Origin of the sequence: Aeromonas dhakensis, assembly GCF_000820305.1 — a bacterium.
Lineage (GTDB): Bacteria > Pseudomonadota > Gammaproteobacteria > Enterobacterales > Aeromonadaceae > Aeromonas > Aeromonas dhakensis.
Window position 1 is genome coordinate 25,555 of sequence record NZ_CDBH01000053.1, and the last position, 17,800, is coordinate 43,354.

Sequence of the window (17,800 nt, forward strand, 5' to 3'; positions counted from 1 at the left end):
CCGGGCGCAAGGTAAATAGAGAAGGGAGGCTGATGCCTCCCTTCTGCATGTCGGCATGGCGCCTGTCATGGGGCCGTCAGGCGATCCCGGCCTGGCGCAGGGAGCCCGAGTACTGTTTGTCGACCTTGGAGATATGGTTGAGCAGCCAGTTCTTGAGAAACACCAGCAGCTCCATGTTGAACTCTTCGTCGTCCGGGCCGTTGCGCTGCATCAGGGTATCGAGCTCCGCCAGCAGCCGGGCGTGTTCCTCTTTGTGGCGGCGCAACTCGGGGTAGCCCGCCTGCTCCATCACCTGCTCCTCGTCGGCGAAGTGCCGGGTGGCGAGCTTGAGCAGCTCGTCGAGCCGCTGCTTGCGAAGCTGGGCCGGACTCTTGTCGAGCACCGCCTGGTAGAGCCGGTTCATCGCCTCGAACAGGCCAAGATGCTGGCTGTCCATGCTGGGCACCTGCACCATGAAGGCCTCGTTCCAGTGCAGCAGATCCTGATCCTGGGTGGCTGAGCCAGCCTTGCTGACGTCGAACTGATCGCTGATGAGGCCGATCTCCTCGTTGGCCTGGTTCATGTCCCGGGTGTGGCTGCGGCTCTGGCGCGCCAGCTCCAGGCATTCGCGGGCGATGCTGGCGACCTCCATCACATTGCGGTTGGTCTCTTCGGTGACCTGGGCCTGCTGGCCGGCGGCGGTGGCGATGTGGCCGTTCATGTCGTTGACCCGGGTGATGGCCTCGACGATGGCGGTCAGGGTCTCGCCGGTGCCCGCCGCCTGGCTGACCGCCTGTTCGCTCACGTTGCGGGTGGTGTGCATGGTGGTCACCGCGTGGCGGGTGTTGTGCTGCAGCGCCTCGATACGCTGCTGAATGTCGACGGTGGCGGCCTGGGTGCGGGTCGCCAGCTGGCGCACCTCGTCGGCCACCACCGCGAAACCGCGGCCCTGCTCGCCGGCCCGGGCCGCCTCGATGGCGGCGTTGAGGGCCAGCAGATTGGTCTGTTCCGAGATGGTGCGGATCACCTGCAGTATGTTGCCGATCTGGGTGCTCTCCTGATCCAGCTGGGTGACTTCCCCGGCGGACTGTTCAATGTGGTCGGCCACCTGGCGGATCAGGGTGATGGTCTGGCTCACCTGGCGCTGGCCGTCGTGGGCCTGCTGCTGGGTCAGCAGGGTGTCCTGGCTGGCCTGCTCGGTGTTGTGCTCGATGTTGTGGACGGTGGCGGTCATCTCGTTGATGGCGGTCGCCAGCATGTCGGTATTCTGCTGGGCCTGCTGCATGCTGCTGAGGGTGCTGCCGGAGTGGGCCATCAGCAGCGCCATCTTGTCGTGGGTCTTGCGCGACACCAGTTGTACCGTGCCGATCAGGTTGTCGATATTGCCGAGGAAGCGGTTGAACACTTCCGCCAGATAGGCGAACTCGTCCTTGCCCTGGCTGTGCAGCCGGAAGGTGAGGTTGTGGCTGTGGTTGGCCAGCTCGACCAGCTGGCCCATCAGATGCTGCAGCGGGCCGACGGTCTTGCGGTAGATGAGCAGCAACATCAGCAGGATGACGGTCAGGCTGACGGCCAGCTGCAGCATGTCCTGACGCTGCAGGGTCTGGCTCTGGGCACGGATATCCTGTTCCCGCTGCTTGAACCCTTGCTGTTGCTGTTCCAGCACGGCCGCGACCTGGCTGGCGATGTTGTCGGTGAGGGCATCGAAGCCTTCGTTCGGCTGCTTCATCAGCTGGTTGCCAGCCTCGCGCCCCTCTTTCAGATAGATGTCCACCATCCGCTTGCCGATCTCCAGCTGACGGGTCAGCAGCGGGGTGAGTGGCGCCTGCAATTGTGGCAGCCGCTCCAGCAGCTGGCGAGCCGCCTGGGCGTGCTGCTCGGCCTCGCCGATGGAGTCCATCTCGCCGGAGACGGCGGCATCGGTCAGGAACTGCTGAACCTGGGTGGTGTGATACCGCAGCTCCTGCAGGGTGATCTGCTCGTTGGCGCTGAGGATGAGCTGGTTGGGCAGCTCACCGAGGCGGGCGGTCAGGCTGCTGCGCCAGAGCCCGCCCAGCACCATGGTGAGCAGAATGATGAGGCTGGCACTCAACAGCAGGTGCCGGATAGAGACGTTGCGAAGCAGTGCGGACATGAGAGACCCCTGAGCACTATTGATGGTGCATTCAATAGTAGCCAATGGAGACGTATTTGGTCCGTTGAACAAGGGGATAGGTCAGGGGGGGGCTGGTTCCGGCTGCCGGTTCAGGCGGCATCCAGCCAGCCTGCGGATACTGGGACGTGGGCAGAGAGGGGCGTGACGCTGATAACGTCACACCTTGGCACACCTCTGGGGTAGAATGCGCCCTCTTTGGATTTGAGTCGGTTTTTTTAGAGGTTTTTCATGCATTTCAAGACAATCGTTCCCGCCGTTGCTCTGGCCGTCGCCCTGAGCGGCTGTACCACCAACCCCTATACCGGCGAGTCCCAAACCTCCAAGGGCGCCTGGGGCGCACTGGCGGGCGCCGCTGCGGGTGCCGCCGTGGGTGCGCTCTCCTCCAGCAAGGGTGACCGCAAGAAGGGGATCCTGACCGGCGTGGCCGCCGGTGCCGCCTTGGGTGGTGGTATCGGCTACTACATGGACGTGCAGGAAGCCAAGCTGCGCGAGAAGCTGCAAGGCACCGGCGTCAGCGTGACCCGCAACGGTGATCAGCTGATCCTCAACATGCCGAACAACGTCACCTTCGACAGCTCCAGCGCCCAGCTGAAGGCCGCCGGTGCCAACACCCTGTCCGGCGTGGCCATGGTGGTCGCCGAGTTCGACAAGACCCGCCTGAACGTGGTTGGTCACACCGACAGCACCGGCTCCCGCGAGCTGAACATGAAGCTCTCCGCCCAGCGCGCCGATGCCGTCGCCGCCCAGCTGATCGGCCAGGGTGTGATCGGCAGCCGCATCGCTACCAGCGGCGTGGGCCCGGATCAGCCGGTCGCCACCAACAGCACAGCCGAAGGCAAGGCCCAGAACCGTCGGGTGACCATCACCCTGACCCCGACCGCCTAAGCGGCCCGGTTCGCAGCCATAAAAAAGGCCCCGCCAGCGATGGCGGGGCCTTTTTATTGGGCCGTTGCGAGCAATGGCGCCTTGTTTTTTACCCCCTTCTCCCCTTGCGGGAGAAGGGGCGGGGATGAGGGGGATAATTGCCTCTTAGACTGCCGCAGTCAGCTGCACTTCTACCTTGTAGCCTTCGTGGGCCAGACGGGCTTGTACACAGGCTCTCACCGGTGCGGTACCCGCCGGAATCCAGGCATCCCACTGCTCGTTGAAGGCGGCGATGTCTGCAATGTCCTTGAGATAGATGTTGGCCATCAGGATCTTGTCTACGCCGGAGCCATTGGCTTCCAGCAGGCGCTGCAGGCTGGTCAGCACTTCGCGGGTCTGCTGGTGAATATCGGCGGTGTCGGTGGCGGGCACTTCCACCACGTAGAGGGTACCGTTGTGAATGACCACGTCAGACCAACGCTGGGTGGTGCCGATTCGGGTAATAGCTGGCATGGATTGCTCCGGTAGTGTGGCTCATTGACCCTTGCGGATCAGATAGCGGTAAGGGGCCTGCTCTGTCTCGCTGGCGACCAGGGTGTGATCCATGAAGCGGCAGAAACTGGGAATGTCGCGGGTGGTTGAGGGATCGTCGGCACTGACCAGCAGGGTCTCCCCGTCAGCCATCAGCCGCACTTTTTTACGCACCATCATGACAGGTTCGGGACAACGAAGCCCGATTGCGTCCAACTCGTGAGTCGCGTCGCAGAATAAAGCACTCATCAATAATCAACCTTCAACCAAATCAGCTGCCAATGATACTCACGGCGAAAAAATAATCAAACGACCTGGGCTGTCAACAGCATATGTAACCAAAGTGTTATCCGGCCCTACCCACACCCCGCCGTATGAGTAATATAAAAATTGAACCATATTCAACAAGGAGGTGTGAATATGCAGGTCTCCTACGGCAGATTACAAGCCTACGCAGGCATGGGGTTCTTGTCTTTCGCCATGATAGTGATGGGCAGCCCGATCGGTAACACCGGCACCTGGTTCGGTTCCATGGTGATGATCGGACTGGGGCTCTGGATCGAGCTCAGCGATTACTACGACGAGGATGAGGACGAAAACGATCAATCCTGACCCCAAGACTCTCACGATGACAAAGGCGGATATCTCATCCGCCTTTGTCGTTTCTGGCCGCAGGGAAAAGCGTCAGCGGGTCGAGCGCATGGCCCGCTCCAGATGCAGGGCGGTCAGCTGCGGGTTGGCTCTGGGGTCGTTGAAGAAGTTGCTCAGCACATCCATGATCGCCTGGCGCATGTTGGTCGGCGTCGCCATCCCCTCCGCCATGCTGGGCAGCAGGTTGCCCTCTCGCTCCGCCTGCAGGAAATCCTGGTAGGAGCGCACGGCGCAGCGGTCGAACTTGCTCATGTCCGGTTTGACCAGCGCCGGGATCGAACCCTTCACCCGGTTGAACTCCTGCTGGAAGCGCGGCGTCATCAGCAGCTGGGCCAGTTCGCCCTGGGCCTGCAGCTGGGCGGGATCCCGCTGCTTGAACATGGCGATGGAGTCGAGGTTGTAGCTGAACAGCCCCTGGCTGCCGGGGCTCGGCAGGCACTCGATATCCTCGCCGGGCCGATAGTTGCCGGCGCTCAGCTCGCCCTTTACCCAGTCCCCCATCACCTGCATGGCGGCGCCGCCGCTCTCCAGCAGGTTGGTGGCCTGGTGCCACTTCAGGCCGGCGTATTTCTCCGGCACATAGCCGCGCAACTGCTGGAAGCGGGTCAGCACCCGCACCATGTCGGGACCGGTCAGGGTGGCGCTGTCCTGTTCCACGAACGCCTTGCGGTAGAACGCTTTGCCGCCCTCGCCGAGCGCCACCGTTTCGAACAGCACCGCCAGCTGCCAGGGTTCGTTGCCGATGGCGAGCGGGGTGATCCCTTTCTCCTTGAGCCGGTCGGCCACGGTCACGAACTGGGCCCAGCTGGTGGGCGGGGTCAACTTGTTGCGCTCGAAGATCTTGCGGTTGAGCCACAGCCAGTTGACTCTGTGGATGCCGGTGGGTACTGCCATCAGGGCGCCGTTCTGGCTGAGGGTCTCCCGCACCATGGGTGGCAGCTGGGGGTACCAGCCGAGGTGCTCGGCCATAGGGCTGAGATCGCGCAGGAAGCCGAGTCCGGCCCACTCCCGCAACTCGAACCCCTTGAGGTGGGCAGCCTCCGGCGGGTTGGCCGCCAGCGCCCGACTTTTCAGCACCGTCATGGCGCTCTTGCCGCCTCCCCCTTGCACCGCGAAGTCGTTCCACTGGTTGCCCTGCTCGGTCCATTCGGACTTGAGCACCTCCACCGCCTTGGCCTCGCCGCCGGACGTCCACCAGTGCAGCACCTCCACCTGGGAGGCCTCGATCGGCAGAGACAACAGGGCGATGACAGAAAAAGACAACCACTTCATAAGGTTACTGCCTTGGTAGGGAGAGGGTGGCCTGCAGGCCGCCCTGCGGACGATTTTCCAGCACCAGATCGCCGCCGTGGGCGTGGGCTATGTTGCGGGCAATGCCCAGACCCAGGCCGGTGCCGGCCAGATCCGTGCTGAGCCGGTAGTAGGGCTCGAAGATGCGTTCGAACTGATCTTCCGGCAGGCCGGGTCCCTCGTCCATGATGAACAGGATCAGCATCTCCTCGTCGTCCATGATGATGATGCGCACTTTCTGGCCGTACTTGATGCCGTTGTCCACCAGGTTGCCGATGCAGCGCTTGAGGGCCAGCGGCTTGCCACGGTAGGGCTGCTTGCAGTGGCCCTCGATGGTCAGCCGCTCGTCGTGCAGGTTCATGGCCTCCGCCATCTGTTCCAGCATGGCGTCGATGTCGAGCTGCTCGATGTTCTCGTGGATGTCGGTGTCCTTCACCGTCTGCAGCGCCCCCTTCACCATCAGTTCCAGCTCGTCCAGATCCTTGTTGAACTTGGCGATCTGCTGCTCGTCATCGAGCAGCTCGACCCGCAGTCGCAACCGGGTGATGGGGGTCTTGAGGTCGTGGGAAATGGAGCTGAACAGCCGCTCTCTATCGTCGATATAGCGGCGGATGCGGTGCTGCATGATGTTGAAGGCGCGGGTGGCCGCCACGATTTCGGAGGCACCCTCTTCCTTGAGCGAGGGCTGGTCGATGTCCTTGCCGAGGTTGACAGCCGCCTTGGCCAGCCGACGCAGCGGCCGGGTCTGCCAGCGCACCAGCAGGAAGGTGAAGAAGCAGAGGAACACCGTCATCAGGGCGATGAAGCGCACCTGGTTGCTGGGCATGACGGTGTCATCCAGCGTCATGTAGGGGGCCGGGAGCAAGGCCGCCAGATAGAGCCACTCACCCGGCTCTATCTCGATCTGGGTCACCAGTACCGGCGGGTTGAGCGGCTCCAGCGACAGGGTATAGCGGGCCCAGGAGGAGGGCAGATCTGCCAGCAGGGTGTCGTTGTTGAAGACGTGCAGATCCTCTGGCCGCGAGAAGTCCACCTTGATCGCCATGGCGTCGGAGAGCTTGCGGGTCAGCACCCCCTGCACCTCTTTGAGCACCAGCGTCTTGCGCTCGCTGTCGGGGATGGCGCTGATGTGGATCTCCTCTTCGTTCAGGGAGACGAAGAAGCGGCTGCCGCCCATGTTGCGCAGCTGGTCCAGCGCGATGTGGCGATACTGCAGCGGCAAGGACTTGAAGAAGTTGACGGTGGAGGCGGCCGACAGTGCCAGGTTGCGGGTGGTGCTGAGCATGCCCTCCAGCTCCCGCTTCTGGATCTGCTGCATCCAGATGCCGGTGAGAATGGTCTGGGAGAGCAGGATCGCCAGCAGCAACAGCAGCAGCATCCGCGACAGCAGGGAGCGGGGTACCAGGACCCGCCAGAACCACCTGCTATTCATGGGATCTCTCGCCTTGTGTCGATCAGCATGCCGTCGCTACCTTGCCGGGCCATCATGGGATCTCGTGCACCTCGGCGATCAGCATGTAGCCGCTGCCGCGAATGGTCTTGATGATGCGCGGGCTCTTGCCGTTGTCACCCAGCTTCTGGCGCAGTCGGCTGATCTGTACGTCGATGCCGCGCTCCATCGGCAGGCTCTCGCGACCGCGAGTGGCGTCCGAGATGGTATCCCGGTCCAGCACCACGCCTGGCTGCTGCAGGAACATGCCGAGCAGCATGGCATCGCTGCCGGAGAGATCCAGCAGGCTGCCATCTTCGTGAGTCAGCTGGTGGCTCAGGGTATCCAGGGTCCACTCGGCGAAGCGCAGCCGACGGCTCGGCTCCTTCTCTTTCTCCGGCTGGCGAAATTCGGCGCGGCGCAGCAGCGCCTTGATACGGGCCTGTAGCTCGCGCGGGCTGAACGGCTTGGCGATGTAGTCGTCGGCACCGAGTTCCAGCCCGATCACCCGATCCGCCTCGTCGGAAGCGGCGGTCAGCATGATGATGGGAACCTGAGAGTCGCGACGGATCTGCTGGCAGAGGGTAAAACCGTCGTCGCCAGGCATCATGATATCGAGAATGATGAGGTCCGGGCTGTGCTGGGCGAGCTGCTGGCGCATCTCGTTGCCCTCCGCTGCGGTCAATACCTCGAAGCCAGCCCTGGTCAGGTATTCATTGAGCAGCTCGCGGATCTCTTGGTCGTCGTCGACGATCAGCAGTTGTTTGCTCGTTGACATATGTATGTGCATCCACCCATTTTTTTGTGCAGATTGAACCTGTCGGGGGAGCAAAAAGCAAGCAAGCCCCCCATCTAATGTGAGGTTATGGGCAATATCCTCCCATATCCTGCCGTGCAAATAAAAAAGGCCGACCCAAACGGGCCGGCCAAGACGCAGATGCTGACGACAGAAGTGCACCCCGTGTGGCGCACTCCACAGACTCGATGACGGGGCAGTCTGACCGGCCCCAAAACCTGCGATACGGGCCGCTTCGCCGGGAAGCAGAAGCGGGCCCATATTGTAAAATTCGGCCCCTGGCGGGGTACTGCCCGGACCGGCGTACCAGTCCGGGGGATAGACTTACACTCGCTCGAACACGGTGGCGATGCCCTGACCCAGGCCGATGCACATGGTGGCCACACCCAGGGTCGCGTCCTTCTCCTCCATCAGATTGATCAGGGTGGTGGAGATGCGGGCGCCGGAGCAGCCGAGCGGGTGACCCAGGGCGATGGCGCCGCCGTTCAGGTTCACCTTCTCGTCCACCAGGTCTTGCAGACCCAGATCCTTCACGCAGGGGAGGGACTGGGCGGCAAACGCCTCGTTCAACTCGAACAGATCGATGTCGCCGACGGTCAGACCGGCCCGCTTGAGCGCCTTCTGAGTGGCCGGCACCGGGCCGTAACCCATGATGGCGGCGTCGCAGCCGGCGATGGCCATGGCACGTACCTTGGCGCGCGGGGTGAGGCCGAGGGCCTTGGCGCGGTCCGCACTCATCACCAGCATGGCGGCGGCGCCATCGGACAGGGCCGAAGAGGTGCCGGCGGTGACGGTGCCGTTGACCGGGTCGAACACCGGGCGCAGCTGGCTCAGGGTGTCGACCGTGGTCTCGGGGCGGATCACCTCGTCATAGTCGTAGAAGAAGCGGGCGCCGCTGGCGTCGTGCCCTTCCAGCCCGACGATCTCCTTGGCAAAACGCCCTTCCACGGTGGCGGCGTGAGCACGGCGGTGGGAGCGGGCGGCAAACTCGTCCTGCTGCTGACGGCTGATGCCGTGCAGCTTGCCGAGCATCTCGGCGGTCAGCCCCATCATGCCGGAGGCTTTCGCCACCGACTTGGCCATGCCGGGGTGGAAGTCCACCCCGTGGCTCATGGGCACGTGGCCCATGTGCTCGACGCCGCCGATGATGAAGATGTCGCCGTCACCCACCTGGATGGCGCGGGAGGCGTCGTGCAGCGCCTGCATGGAGGAACCGCACAGGCGGTTGACGGTGACAGCCCCCACCTGTTTCGGGATGCCAGCCAGCAGGGCGGCGTTGCGGGCGATGTTGAAGCCCTGCTCCAGGGTCTGCTGCACGCAGCCCCAGTAGATGTCCTCGATCTCGTTCGGGTCGAGGTTGGGGTTGCGCAGCAGGATGGATTTCATCAGGTGCGCGGACAAGTCTTCTGCACGCACGTTGCGGAAGGCGCCGCCCTTGGACCGGCCCATCGGGGTCCGGATACAGTCGACAATGACTACGTCTTTCATGAATGGATCTCCTTTCCGCAATCAGTAGAAGGTTTTGCCCTGGGCGGCCATCTCACGCAGCTTGTCGCTGACGCGATAGAGCGGGCCCAGGTCGGCATACTGGTCGGCCATGGCCACGTAGCGATCCAGACCAATGGTGTCCAGATAGCGGAACACGCCGCCGCGGAAGGGAGGGAAGCCCAGACCGTAAACCAGCGCTATGTCGGCTTCGGCTGGGGTGGCGACTATGCCCTCTTCCAGACAGAGCACCACCTCGTTGATCATCGGGATCATCATGCGGGCGATGATGGCGTCCTTGTCGAAATCCTGTTTCGGCTTGGCAATCGGGGCCAGCAGCTCGTAGCTGGCGGCGTCGGCCACCTTCTTCGGCTTGCCCTTCTTGTCGGCCTCGTAGGCGTAGAAGCCCTTGCCGTTCTTCTGACCGAAGCGGCTCGCCTCGTACATCACGTCGATGGCGGTACGGCCTTCCTTGCTCATGCGCGCCGGGAAGCCCTGCGCCATCACATCACCGGCATGGTGGCCGGTGTCGATGCCGACCACGTCCAGCAGGTAGGCGGGGCCCATGGGCCAGCCAAATTCCTTCTCCATCACCTTGTCGACGGCGGCGAAGTCGGCGCCATCGGCGACCAGCTTGTTGAAGCCGAAGAAGTAGGGGAACAGCACGCGGTTGACGAAGAAGCCAGGGCAGTCGTTGACCACCACAGGGGACTTGCCCATGGCGGCGGCGTAGGCCACCACGCGGTTGATGGTGCCGTCCGAGGTTTGCTCGCCGCGGATGATCTCCACCAGCGGCATGCGGTGCACCGGGTTGAAGAAGTGCATGCCGCAGAAGTTCTCGGGGCGCTTCAGGCTCTTGGCCAGCAGGGAGATGGGGATGGTGGAGGTGTTGCTGGCGAGCACGGCGTCTTCGCCGATCACGCCTTCTACTTCACTCAGCACGGCCGCCTTCACTTTCGGGTTCTCGACTACGGCCTCGACCACCACGTCCACATGCTTGACGTTGTCATAGCTGAGGGTCGGCGTGATGGCGGAGAGCACCTGACCCATCTTGATGCCGTCGATGCGACCGCGCTCGAGCTGGCCGTTGAGCAGCTTGGTGGCTTCGCCCATGCCAAGTGCCAGCGCCTTCTCGTTGATGTCCTTCATCACCGCCGGGATGCCCTTGCTGGCGGACTGGTAGGCGATGCCGCCCCCCATGATGCCGGCACCCAGTACGGCGGCATGGCCGGTGGCCTTGTTTGCCTGCTTGGCGGCCTTCTTGGCCAGCGCCTTGATGTGCTGATCGTTGAGGAAAATGCCGACCAGCGCCTTGGCCACGTCGGTTTTCGCCAGCTTGATGAAGGTGGCGGCTTCGGCGGCCAGCGCTTCGTCCCGACCCATGCCGGCGGCGGCTTCCACCGTCTTCACGGCGGCCATGGGTGCCGGATAGTGTTTACCCGCCACGGCGGCAACCATGCCGGCGGCGGTGGTGAAGCTCATCATGGCTTCCAGTTTGGAGAGACGGAGCGGGGCCTTCTTGGCGGCGCGGCGGCTCTGCCAGTCCAGCTTGCCCTTGATCGCGTCCTTGATCATCTGCACGGCGGCGCCCTGCAGCGCATCCGGGGCGACCACGGCATCGATGGCACCCACCTTGAGAGCGTCATCGGCACGGTAATCCTTGCCGGTGGTGATCCACTCCAGCGCGTTGTCGGCGCCGATCACTCGCGGCAGACGGACGGTGCCGCCAAAGCCCGGCATGATGCCGAGCTTGGTCTCGGGCAGGCCGATCTTGGCCGTGGTGTCGGCCAGCCGGAAGTCGGTGGAGAGAATGGTCTCGCAGCCGCCGCCCAGGGCGTGGCCCTTGATGGCGCTGAGGGTCGGCACCGGCAGATCTTCGATGGCGTTGAAGATGTCGTTGGCCTTTTTCAGCCAGCCGAGCAGATCTTCCTGCGGCAGATCGAACAGTTCTAGGAATTCGGTGATGTCGGCGCCGACGATGAAGGCGTCTTTGCCGGAGGTGAGGATCAGACCTTTTAGTTCACGTTCTTGTTGTAATGCGGCGATCGCTTCGCTCAGGGAGAGCAGGGTAGCGCGATCCAGCTTGTTGACTGAACCCGGAGCATCGAACCTCAGCTCGGCAATGCCGTCTTCGAGGTAGCTGACCGTCAGGGTTTCGCCTTGGTAGATCATGAGAGTGTCTCCTTGTTCCCACATGGTGGGGGGTGGTGCTCCTTTATCCCCAGCAGGGGGCGAGGCTCACTATTGATCCAAAAGAAGACAATTTCAACACCTATTTAAAACATTCGTTTAACAGATCTCGAGTAAAAGTTCGCCTCAGATTAACAATCAAAATAAAGGCGTCTGATGACGCCTTTATTAACCTTGTGTGGCCTCAGCTGGCCAGCTCGGGCCGGTCGCGATACTGGCTCAGCACCTCGGGATCGGCGAGGGCGTGGGTATTGTTGACGGGCCGGTTGTGCACTACTTCCCGCACCGCCAGCTCCACTATCTTGCCGGACTTGGTGCGCGGAATGGCGTCCACCTGCAGGATGCGGGCGGGCACGTGACGGGCGGTACAATGCTGGCGCACCTGCTGGCGGATGCGCTCGCGCAGTGCTTCGTCCAGCTTGAGACCAGGCTTGAGCTTGACGAACAGCACAACCCGCTCGTCTTGCTGCCACTGCTGGCCGATGACGATGCTCTCTTCTACTTCCTCCAGTTGCTCGACGTAGCGGTAAATCTCGCTGGTGCCGATGCGCACGCCCCCCGGGTTGAGGGTGGCGTCGGAGCGGCCGTAGAACAGGATGCCACCGGTCGGGGTCAGCTCGATCCAGTCGCCGTGGCACCAGATGTTGTCGAACCGCTCGAAATAGGCGGCGTGGTACTTGTCGCCGCTGTCGTCTCCCCAGAAACCGATGGGCTGGGCCGGGAACGGCTTGGTGCAGACCAGCTCGCCCTTTTCACCCTGTACCGGCTGGCCCGCTTCGTTGAATACCTGCACCGCGAGGCCGAGGCCGCGCCCCTGACTCTCGCCGCGGTAAACGGGGCTGAGCGGGTTGCCGATGACAAAACAGGAGCAGATGTCGGTGCCACCTGAGATGGAGCTGAGCTGCACATCCTGCTTGATCTGCTGATAGACGTAGTCGAACCCTTCGGGAGAGAGCACGGAGCCGGTGCTGCAGATCAGCCGCAGGTGTGGCAAGTCGTGGGTCTTGATAGGGGCATAACTCTGCTTGTGCAGCGCATCCAGGTATTTGGCCGAGGTGCCAAACAGGGCGACCTCTTCGTCGCGGGCGAGATCCCACAGTACGTTGCCGTCCGGGTAGAAGGGGGAGCCGTCGTAGAGCACCAGGGTGGCGCCGGAGGCGAGCGCGCTCACCAGCCAGTTCCACATCATCCAGCCGCAGGTGGTGAAGTAGAAGATACGCTCCCCCGGCTTGATGTCGCAGTGCAGCTGGTGCTCTTTGAGATGCTGCAGCAGGGTGCCGCCGATGCCGTGCACGATGCACTTGGGCTTGCCGGTGGTGCCGGACGAGTAGAGGATGTAGAGCGGGTCATTGAAGGCCATCGGCTCGAACTGCAGGCTGGCATCCGGCTGGTCGGCCAGGATCTGACGCCAGTCGTGACCCAGCTGCAGGGAGTGGCCGAGCAGGGGGATCATGACCGTCTGCTCTATGCTGTCGATCTGGCCGACGACCCCCGCCACCTTGTCCTGAATGTCGATAGCCTTGCCGTTGTAGCGATAGCCATCCACCGCAAACAGCACCCGCGGCCGGGTCTGGCCGAAGCGCTCCACCACGCTGGCTTCGCCAAAATCCGGGCTGGTGGAGGTCCAGATTGCTCCCAGACTGGTGGTCGCCAGCATGGCCACCACGGTTTCCGGGATATTGGGCAGATAGGCGGCCACCACATCGCCCCGGCCTATGCCCTGGCTGCGCAGCCACTGGGCTAGCCTTGCGACTTGATCCGCCAGCTCGCGCCAGCTTAGGGTCTGGCTGGGGCTACCCTCGATGCGGGAGATGATGGCCGGCGTGTCATCCTGGCGGCGCAGCAGGTTTTCGGCGAAGTTGAGCCGGCTGTCGGGGAACCAGCGGGTGTGCTGCATCTCCTGGCGGTTCTCCGCCACTATGTTGCCGAGCTCGCCCTTGACGCCGCAGTGCTGCCACACCAGCGGCCAGAAACGGGTTGTCTTCTCCACCGACCACTGGTAGAGCTGGGCGTAGCTGTGCAGCTGCAGGCCGTGGAAGCGGTTGACCTCGGCCATGAAGTGCTGGAGGTTGGATTGCTGCATCCGCTCCTGATCCGGTTGCCACAGGCAAAGATTGTGCATGAGTAGTCCCTGACTGCATGTATCTACCGGCAGTGTATTGAATTGTTTTTTATTTGTTAATGGTTGGTTTTTGTTTCATAACAAAAGGCTTGTAACGTATGCGTTACCTCACGAAGCGATTGCTTGACGGTTCGAGCCTTGATTCGCTTGATGTTATGCTGAAACCACATTTCTCCCGGAGCAGGACGCCATGAGCAGCTACAGCCAACTTTTTGCCCAGCACCTCGACACCTTGCAGCAGCGCACCCGCGACATACTGCAACAGCAGGGACTGGGCGGTCTGGCCATCCACTCCGGCCAGACCCACCGCATCTTCCTCGATGATCAGGATTACCCCTTCAAGGTGAACCCCCAGTTCAAGGCCTGGTTGCCGGTGCTGGACAATCCCCACTGCTGGTTGCTGGTGGATGGGGTGAACAAGCCGGTGCTGCTGTTCTACCGGCCGGTGGATTTCTGGCACAAGGTAGCGGACCTGCCCAACGCCTTCTGGGTCGACTTCTTCGATATCCGCTTCCTGACCCGCCCGGAGCAGGTTGCCGATCATCTGCCGGCCAACAGGCAGGAGTGGGCCTATCTGGGTGGCCATCTGGAGGTGGCCGAGCTGCTGGGGCTGGGCCAGCCCAACCCGGAGGCGGTCCTCAACTATCTGCATTATCATCGCGCCTACAAGACGGCATACGAGCTGGAGTGTCTGCGCGATGCCAACCGCATCGGGGTACGCGGGCACATTGCGGCCAAGGACTCCTTCATGGCGGGGGCGAGCGAGTTTGAGATCAACCTGGCCTACATGAAAGCGGTCGGGCAGGGGGCCAATGAGGCGCCCTACGGCAATATCGTCGCCATCAATCGCAATGCGGCCATTCTGCACTACACCCACCTATCCACCCTGCGGGTGCCCGATGCGGAGCGCTACTCCTTCCTCATCGATGCCGGCGTGGATGTGCACGGCTATGCCTCCGACATCACCCGGACCTGGGCCTGGCGGCGCGGCGAGTTTGCCGATCTGATCGCGGCGCTGGATGCCCAGCAGCAGGAGATCATTGGGGAGATCAAGCCGGGCCGCCGTTACAGCGAGCTGCATCTGCAGATGCACCACCGACTGGCGCGCCTGCTGCAAGCCACCGAGCTGGTGGACATGTCGGTGGACGAGATGATCCACACCGGGGTGACCAACGTCTTCTTCCCCCACGGTCTCGGCCACTTCCTCGGTCTGCAGGTACACGATGCCGGCGGCTTCATGCAGGATGAGCGCGGTACCCACCTGTCGGCTCCCGAACAGTTCCCCTATCTGCGCTGCACCCGGGTGATGGAGGTGGGTCAGGTGTTCACCATAGAGCCGGGCCTCTACTTCATCGACAGCCTGCTGGAGCCGCTGCGCCAGGGTGAGCAGGGCAAGCGGGTCAACTGGAACAAGGTCGAGGCGCTGCGCCCCTATGGCGGCATCCGCATCGAAGACAACGTGGTGCTGCATGCCAACGGGGTGGAGAACCTGACCAGACAAGCAGGGCTCTGATGGCGGCGGACTATTCCATACCGGCCGCACCGCTGGAGGTGAGTGAAGAGATCAAGAAGAGCCGTTTCATCACTTATCTTGCCCACACACCGACCGTCGAGGCCGCCAAGGCCTGGATTGGCGAGATAAAGCAACAACATCCCGGGGCCCGGCATCACTGCTGGGCCTTCGTCGCAGGTGCCCCGCAGGACAGTCAGGTCTATGGCTTCAGCGATGACGGTGAGCCCTCTGGCACTGCCGGCAAACCCATGCTGGCCCAGCTGATGGGAGCGGGCCTGGGTGAAGTCGCCGCCGTGGTGGTGCGTTATTACGGTGGTGTGCTGCTGGGCACCGGCGGCCTGGTCAAGGCCTACGGCGGTGGCGTGGGGGCGGCACTCAAGCAGCTCGAGACCCGCATCAAGCGCCAGCAGACGGCCTCTCTCATCCAGTGCGACTATGCCGACATGGGGGCCGTAGAGGCCCTGATCCAGGCTCATCAGGGCCAGTTGTTGACGGCCGACTATGGCGCCAGCGTAACCCTGCAGGTGGCGTGGGAGTCTGCGCTCTGGGCCCGAATCGCACAGGAATTGACCGACCGAACCCAGGGTCGGGTATCCCTTCGTCCCTTAGATGGCTAGAATCCATCGCTCTTTTGGTCTGAAGAGGGAGCCGGAATGCAGATTCTGAGCATCATTCGTATCGTTGGCCTGCTGGTCGCACTGTTCAGTTCGACCATGCTGCTGCCTGCGATGGTTGCATTTGGCTATCGTGATGGTGGTGGTGCCGAGTTCGTCAACTCCTTCTTCATCGCTCTGCTGCTCGGCGCCGCACTCTGGTTTCCCAACCGTCATCAGAAGAAGGACCTCAGGTCCAAGGAGGGCTTCCTCATCGTCGTGCTGTTCTGGGTGGTACTGGGCAGCGTCGGGGCCTTGCCGTTCCTGCTGGGAGAGGTGCCCGGCATGACGGTGTCCGAGGCCTTCTTCGAGTCGTTTTCCGGCCTGACCACCACGGGGGCGACCGTGCTCACCGGGCTGGACAACCTGCCCAAGGCGTTTCTGTTCTATCGTCAGCTGCTGCAGTGGTTGGGGGGCATGGGGATCATAGTGCTGGCGGTGGCCATACTGCCGCTGCTCGGCATCGGGGGCATGCAGCTCTATCGCGCCGAAATTCCGGGGCCGGTCAAGGACAACAAGGTCACCCCGCGCATCGCCGAGACGGCCAAGGCGCTCTGGTTCATCTATCTGCTGCTCACCTCCCTCTGCGCCCTGGCGTACTGGATGGCGGGCATGACCCTGTTCGATGCCATTTGCCACTCCTTCTCCACCATGTCTGTGGGGGGCTTCTCGACTCACGATGCCAGCATAGGTTTCTTCAACAGCCCGGCCATCAACCTGATCACAGTGCTGTTTCTGCTGCTGGCGAGCGTCAACTTTGCCCTGCACTTCATGGTGTTCGCCCACAAGCCGGTGCGCCTGAGCAGTTATCTACGGGACTCCGAGCTCAAGGTGTTCCTGAGCATCCAGTGTGTACTGGTACTGATCTGCTTCGTTTCCCTGTTGTTCCACGGCCACTACGATACTTGGCAGGATGCGCTCAACCACGGCCTGTTCCAGGCGGTGTCGCTGGGCACGACTACCGGTTACAGCACCACCAGTTATGCGAATTGGCCCTCTTTCCTGCCCATGCTGCTGATGTTCTCCGCCTTCATTGGCTGCTGCGCCGGCAGTACCGGGGGCGGCATCAAGGTGATGCGTTTCATGATCCTGTTCCTGCAGGGGATGCGCGAGCTGAAGCGACTGGTGCATCCACGCGCCATCTATACCCTCAAGCTGGGCCGTCGCGCCGTACCAGAGCGGATCGTGGAAGCGGTGTGGGGCTACTTTGCCACCTACATCATCCTGTTCTTCATCTTTATGCTGTTGTTGCTGATGACCGGCTTGAACGAGGTGACCGCCTTCTCTGCCGTGGCGGCCGCGTTTACCAACGTGGGGCCGGGGCTGGGGGAGGTGTCGGCCAACTTTGGCAATATCTCGGCAACGGCTCAATGGATACTGGTGGTCGCCATGTTGTTTGGCCGATTGGAAATCTTTACGCTTCTGGTACTGTTTACCCCTGCATTCTGGCGTAGTTGAGGTTGGTATGGACAAGATTCTGGTGCTTTATTCTTCCCGTGACGGGCAAACGCGAAAAATCGTCGATGCCATGCTGGCTGAGATCGAGGGATGCGAGGTGGTGATGCAGGATCTGCACAGCCTGCCCATGTGCAACCTCAGCAAGTTCAAGAAGGTGCTTATCGGCGCTTCCATTCGCTATGGCAACTTCCACCCCAGCCTGTTCAGTTTCATCCATGCTCATCACGAACAGCTGGAAGTGGCCAACGCCGCCTTCTTCTGTGTCAACCTGACGGCCCGCAAGCCCGAGAAGCAGACCCCGCAGACCAATGCCTACATGAAGAAGTTTTTGCGCCTCTCCCCCTGGAAGCCAAAAACCCTGGGGGTGTTTGCCGGTGCGCTGCAGTACTCCCGCTATAACTGGTGGCAGACCCGCATCATCCAGCTGATCATGAAGATCACCGGCGGCAGCACGGATACCAGCAAGGACCTCGAGTTTACCGACTGGGACAAAGTGCGCAGTTTTGCCCGCGATTTCTGGTCAAAAAAATAGCCATGGCAGTGTGAAAGCGGCTTGAGCCCTGCGGATGCAGGGCTTTTTTGTTTGATAAATAGACGCTTGACCGGCCAAAACACGAAAAATGCCAATTTTTTGCAAAATTCCCCTTGTCATCGCGGCGCGGCCCCCTATAATGCGCCTCCATC

General features: G+C 62.2%; 15 protein-coding genes. 6 read left to right on the forward strand and 9 right to left on the reverse strand.

Translation table 11 applies throughout. The annotated features are described in order from the left end of the window. Nucleotides 1-76: 76 nt before the first annotated feature. Entirely contained in the window at nucleotides 77-2,113 is a 2,037-nt protein-coding gene (locus tag BN1143_RS15540; protein ID WP_017784677.1) for a bacteriohemerythrin, read from the reverse strand. A gap of 249 nt (nucleotides 2,114-2,362) precedes the next feature. Between BN1143_RS15540 and BN1143_RS15545 the strand changes: the two genes are divergently transcribed. Next, nucleotides 2,363-3,019 (forward strand): OmpA family lipoprotein, encoded by a 657-nt coding sequence (locus tag BN1143_RS15545; RefSeq protein WP_017784678.1) that lies wholly within the window; start codon nucleotides 2,363-2,365, stop codon nucleotides 3,017-3,019. 144 nt (nucleotides 3,020-3,163) lie between these two features. On the opposite strand, the gene BN1143_RS15550 is transcribed toward BN1143_RS15545, so the two are convergent. Next, nucleotides 3,164-3,511, reverse strand: a complete 348-nt coding sequence (locus BN1143_RS15550) for a RidA family protein (RefSeq protein WP_005307413.1) — start codon at nucleotides 3,509-3,511, stop codon at nucleotides 3,164-3,166. Nucleotides 3,512-3,532: 21 nt separating this feature from the next. Continuing rightward, nucleotides 3,533-3,778 (reverse strand): sulfurtransferase TusA, encoded by a 246-nt coding sequence (gene tusA / locus BN1143_RS15555; protein ID WP_005307416.1) that lies wholly within the window; start codon nucleotides 3,776-3,778, stop codon nucleotides 3,533-3,535. 171 nt (nucleotides 3,779-3,949) lie between these two features. On the opposite strand from tusA, the gene BN1143_RS15560 reads away from it, so the two are divergent. Beyond that, nucleotides 3,950-4,141, forward strand: a complete 192-nt coding sequence (locus BN1143_RS15560) for a hypothetical protein (protein ID WP_005307420.1) — start codon at nucleotides 3,950-3,952, stop codon at nucleotides 4,139-4,141. A 72-nt stretch (nucleotides 4,142-4,213) separates the two neighbouring features. On the opposite strand, the gene BN1143_RS15565 is transcribed toward BN1143_RS15560, so the two are convergent. The 6 genes from BN1143_RS15565 to BN1143_RS15590 form a co-directional block, all read right to left on the reverse strand. Next, entirely contained in the window at nucleotides 4,214-5,452 is a 1,239-nt protein-coding gene (locus tag BN1143_RS15565) for an ABC transporter substrate-binding protein (RefSeq protein ID WP_042051280.1), read from the reverse strand. A 4-nt stretch (nucleotides 5,453-5,456) separates the two neighbouring features. Next, entirely contained in the window at nucleotides 5,457-6,902 is a 1,446-nt protein-coding gene (locus tag BN1143_RS15570; protein ID WP_005307426.1) for an ATP-binding protein, read from the reverse strand. 52 nt (nucleotides 6,903-6,954) lie between these two features. Further along, entirely contained in the window at nucleotides 6,955-7,677 is a 723-nt protein-coding gene (locus tag BN1143_RS15575) for a response regulator (protein WP_010635539.1), read from the reverse strand. A 342-nt stretch (nucleotides 7,678-8,019) separates the two neighbouring features. Further along, nucleotides 8,020-9,183 (reverse strand): acetyl-CoA C-acyltransferase FadA, encoded by a 1,164-nt coding sequence (gene fadA, locus BN1143_RS15580; protein WP_005307433.1) that lies wholly within the window; start codon nucleotides 9,181-9,183, stop codon nucleotides 8,020-8,022. Between the two features lie 21 nt (nucleotides 9,184-9,204). Further along, entirely contained in the window at nucleotides 9,205-11,352 is a 2,148-nt protein-coding gene (gene fadB, locus BN1143_RS15585) for a fatty acid oxidation complex subunit alpha FadB (RefSeq protein ID WP_042051281.1), read from the reverse strand. Nucleotides 11,353-11,554: 202 nt separating this feature from the next. Next, nucleotides 11,555-13,492, reverse strand: coding sequence for an acetoacetate--CoA ligase (locus BN1143_RS15590; RefSeq protein WP_042051282.1), 1,938 nt, complete (start codon nucleotides 13,490-13,492; stop codon nucleotides 11,555-11,557). Nucleotides 13,493-13,682: 190 nt separating this feature from the next. On the opposite strand from BN1143_RS15590, the gene pepQ reads away from it, so the two are divergent. From pepQ to hemG, 4 genes are read left to right on the forward strand one after another with little or no spacing between them, the layout of a single operon-like run. Further along, entirely contained in the window at nucleotides 13,683-15,005 is a 1,323-nt protein-coding gene (gene pepQ / locus BN1143_RS15595; RefSeq protein ID WP_042051283.1) for a Xaa-Pro dipeptidase, read from the forward strand. Further along, a complete protein-coding gene (locus BN1143_RS15600) occupies nucleotides 15,005-15,622 on the forward strand; it encodes a YigZ family protein (RefSeq protein WP_042051286.1) in 618 nt (205 codons plus the stop codon). Before pepQ ends, BN1143_RS15600 begins: the two co-directional genes overlap by 1 nt. A 36-nt stretch (nucleotides 15,623-15,658) precedes the next feature. Then, on the forward strand, nucleotides 15,659-17,116 hold the full coding sequence (locus BN1143_RS15605; RefSeq protein ID WP_042051287.1) for a TrkH family potassium uptake protein: 1,458 nt from the start codon (nucleotides 15,659-15,661) through the stop codon (nucleotides 17,114-17,116). Nucleotides 17,117-17,123: 7 nt separating this feature from the next. Continuing rightward, nucleotides 17,124-17,648 (forward strand): menaquinone-dependent protoporphyrinogen IX dehydrogenase, encoded by a 525-nt coding sequence (hemG, locus tag BN1143_RS15610; protein WP_005307448.1) that lies wholly within the window; start codon nucleotides 17,124-17,126, stop codon nucleotides 17,646-17,648. Nucleotides 17,649-17,800 lie beyond the last annotated feature (152 nt).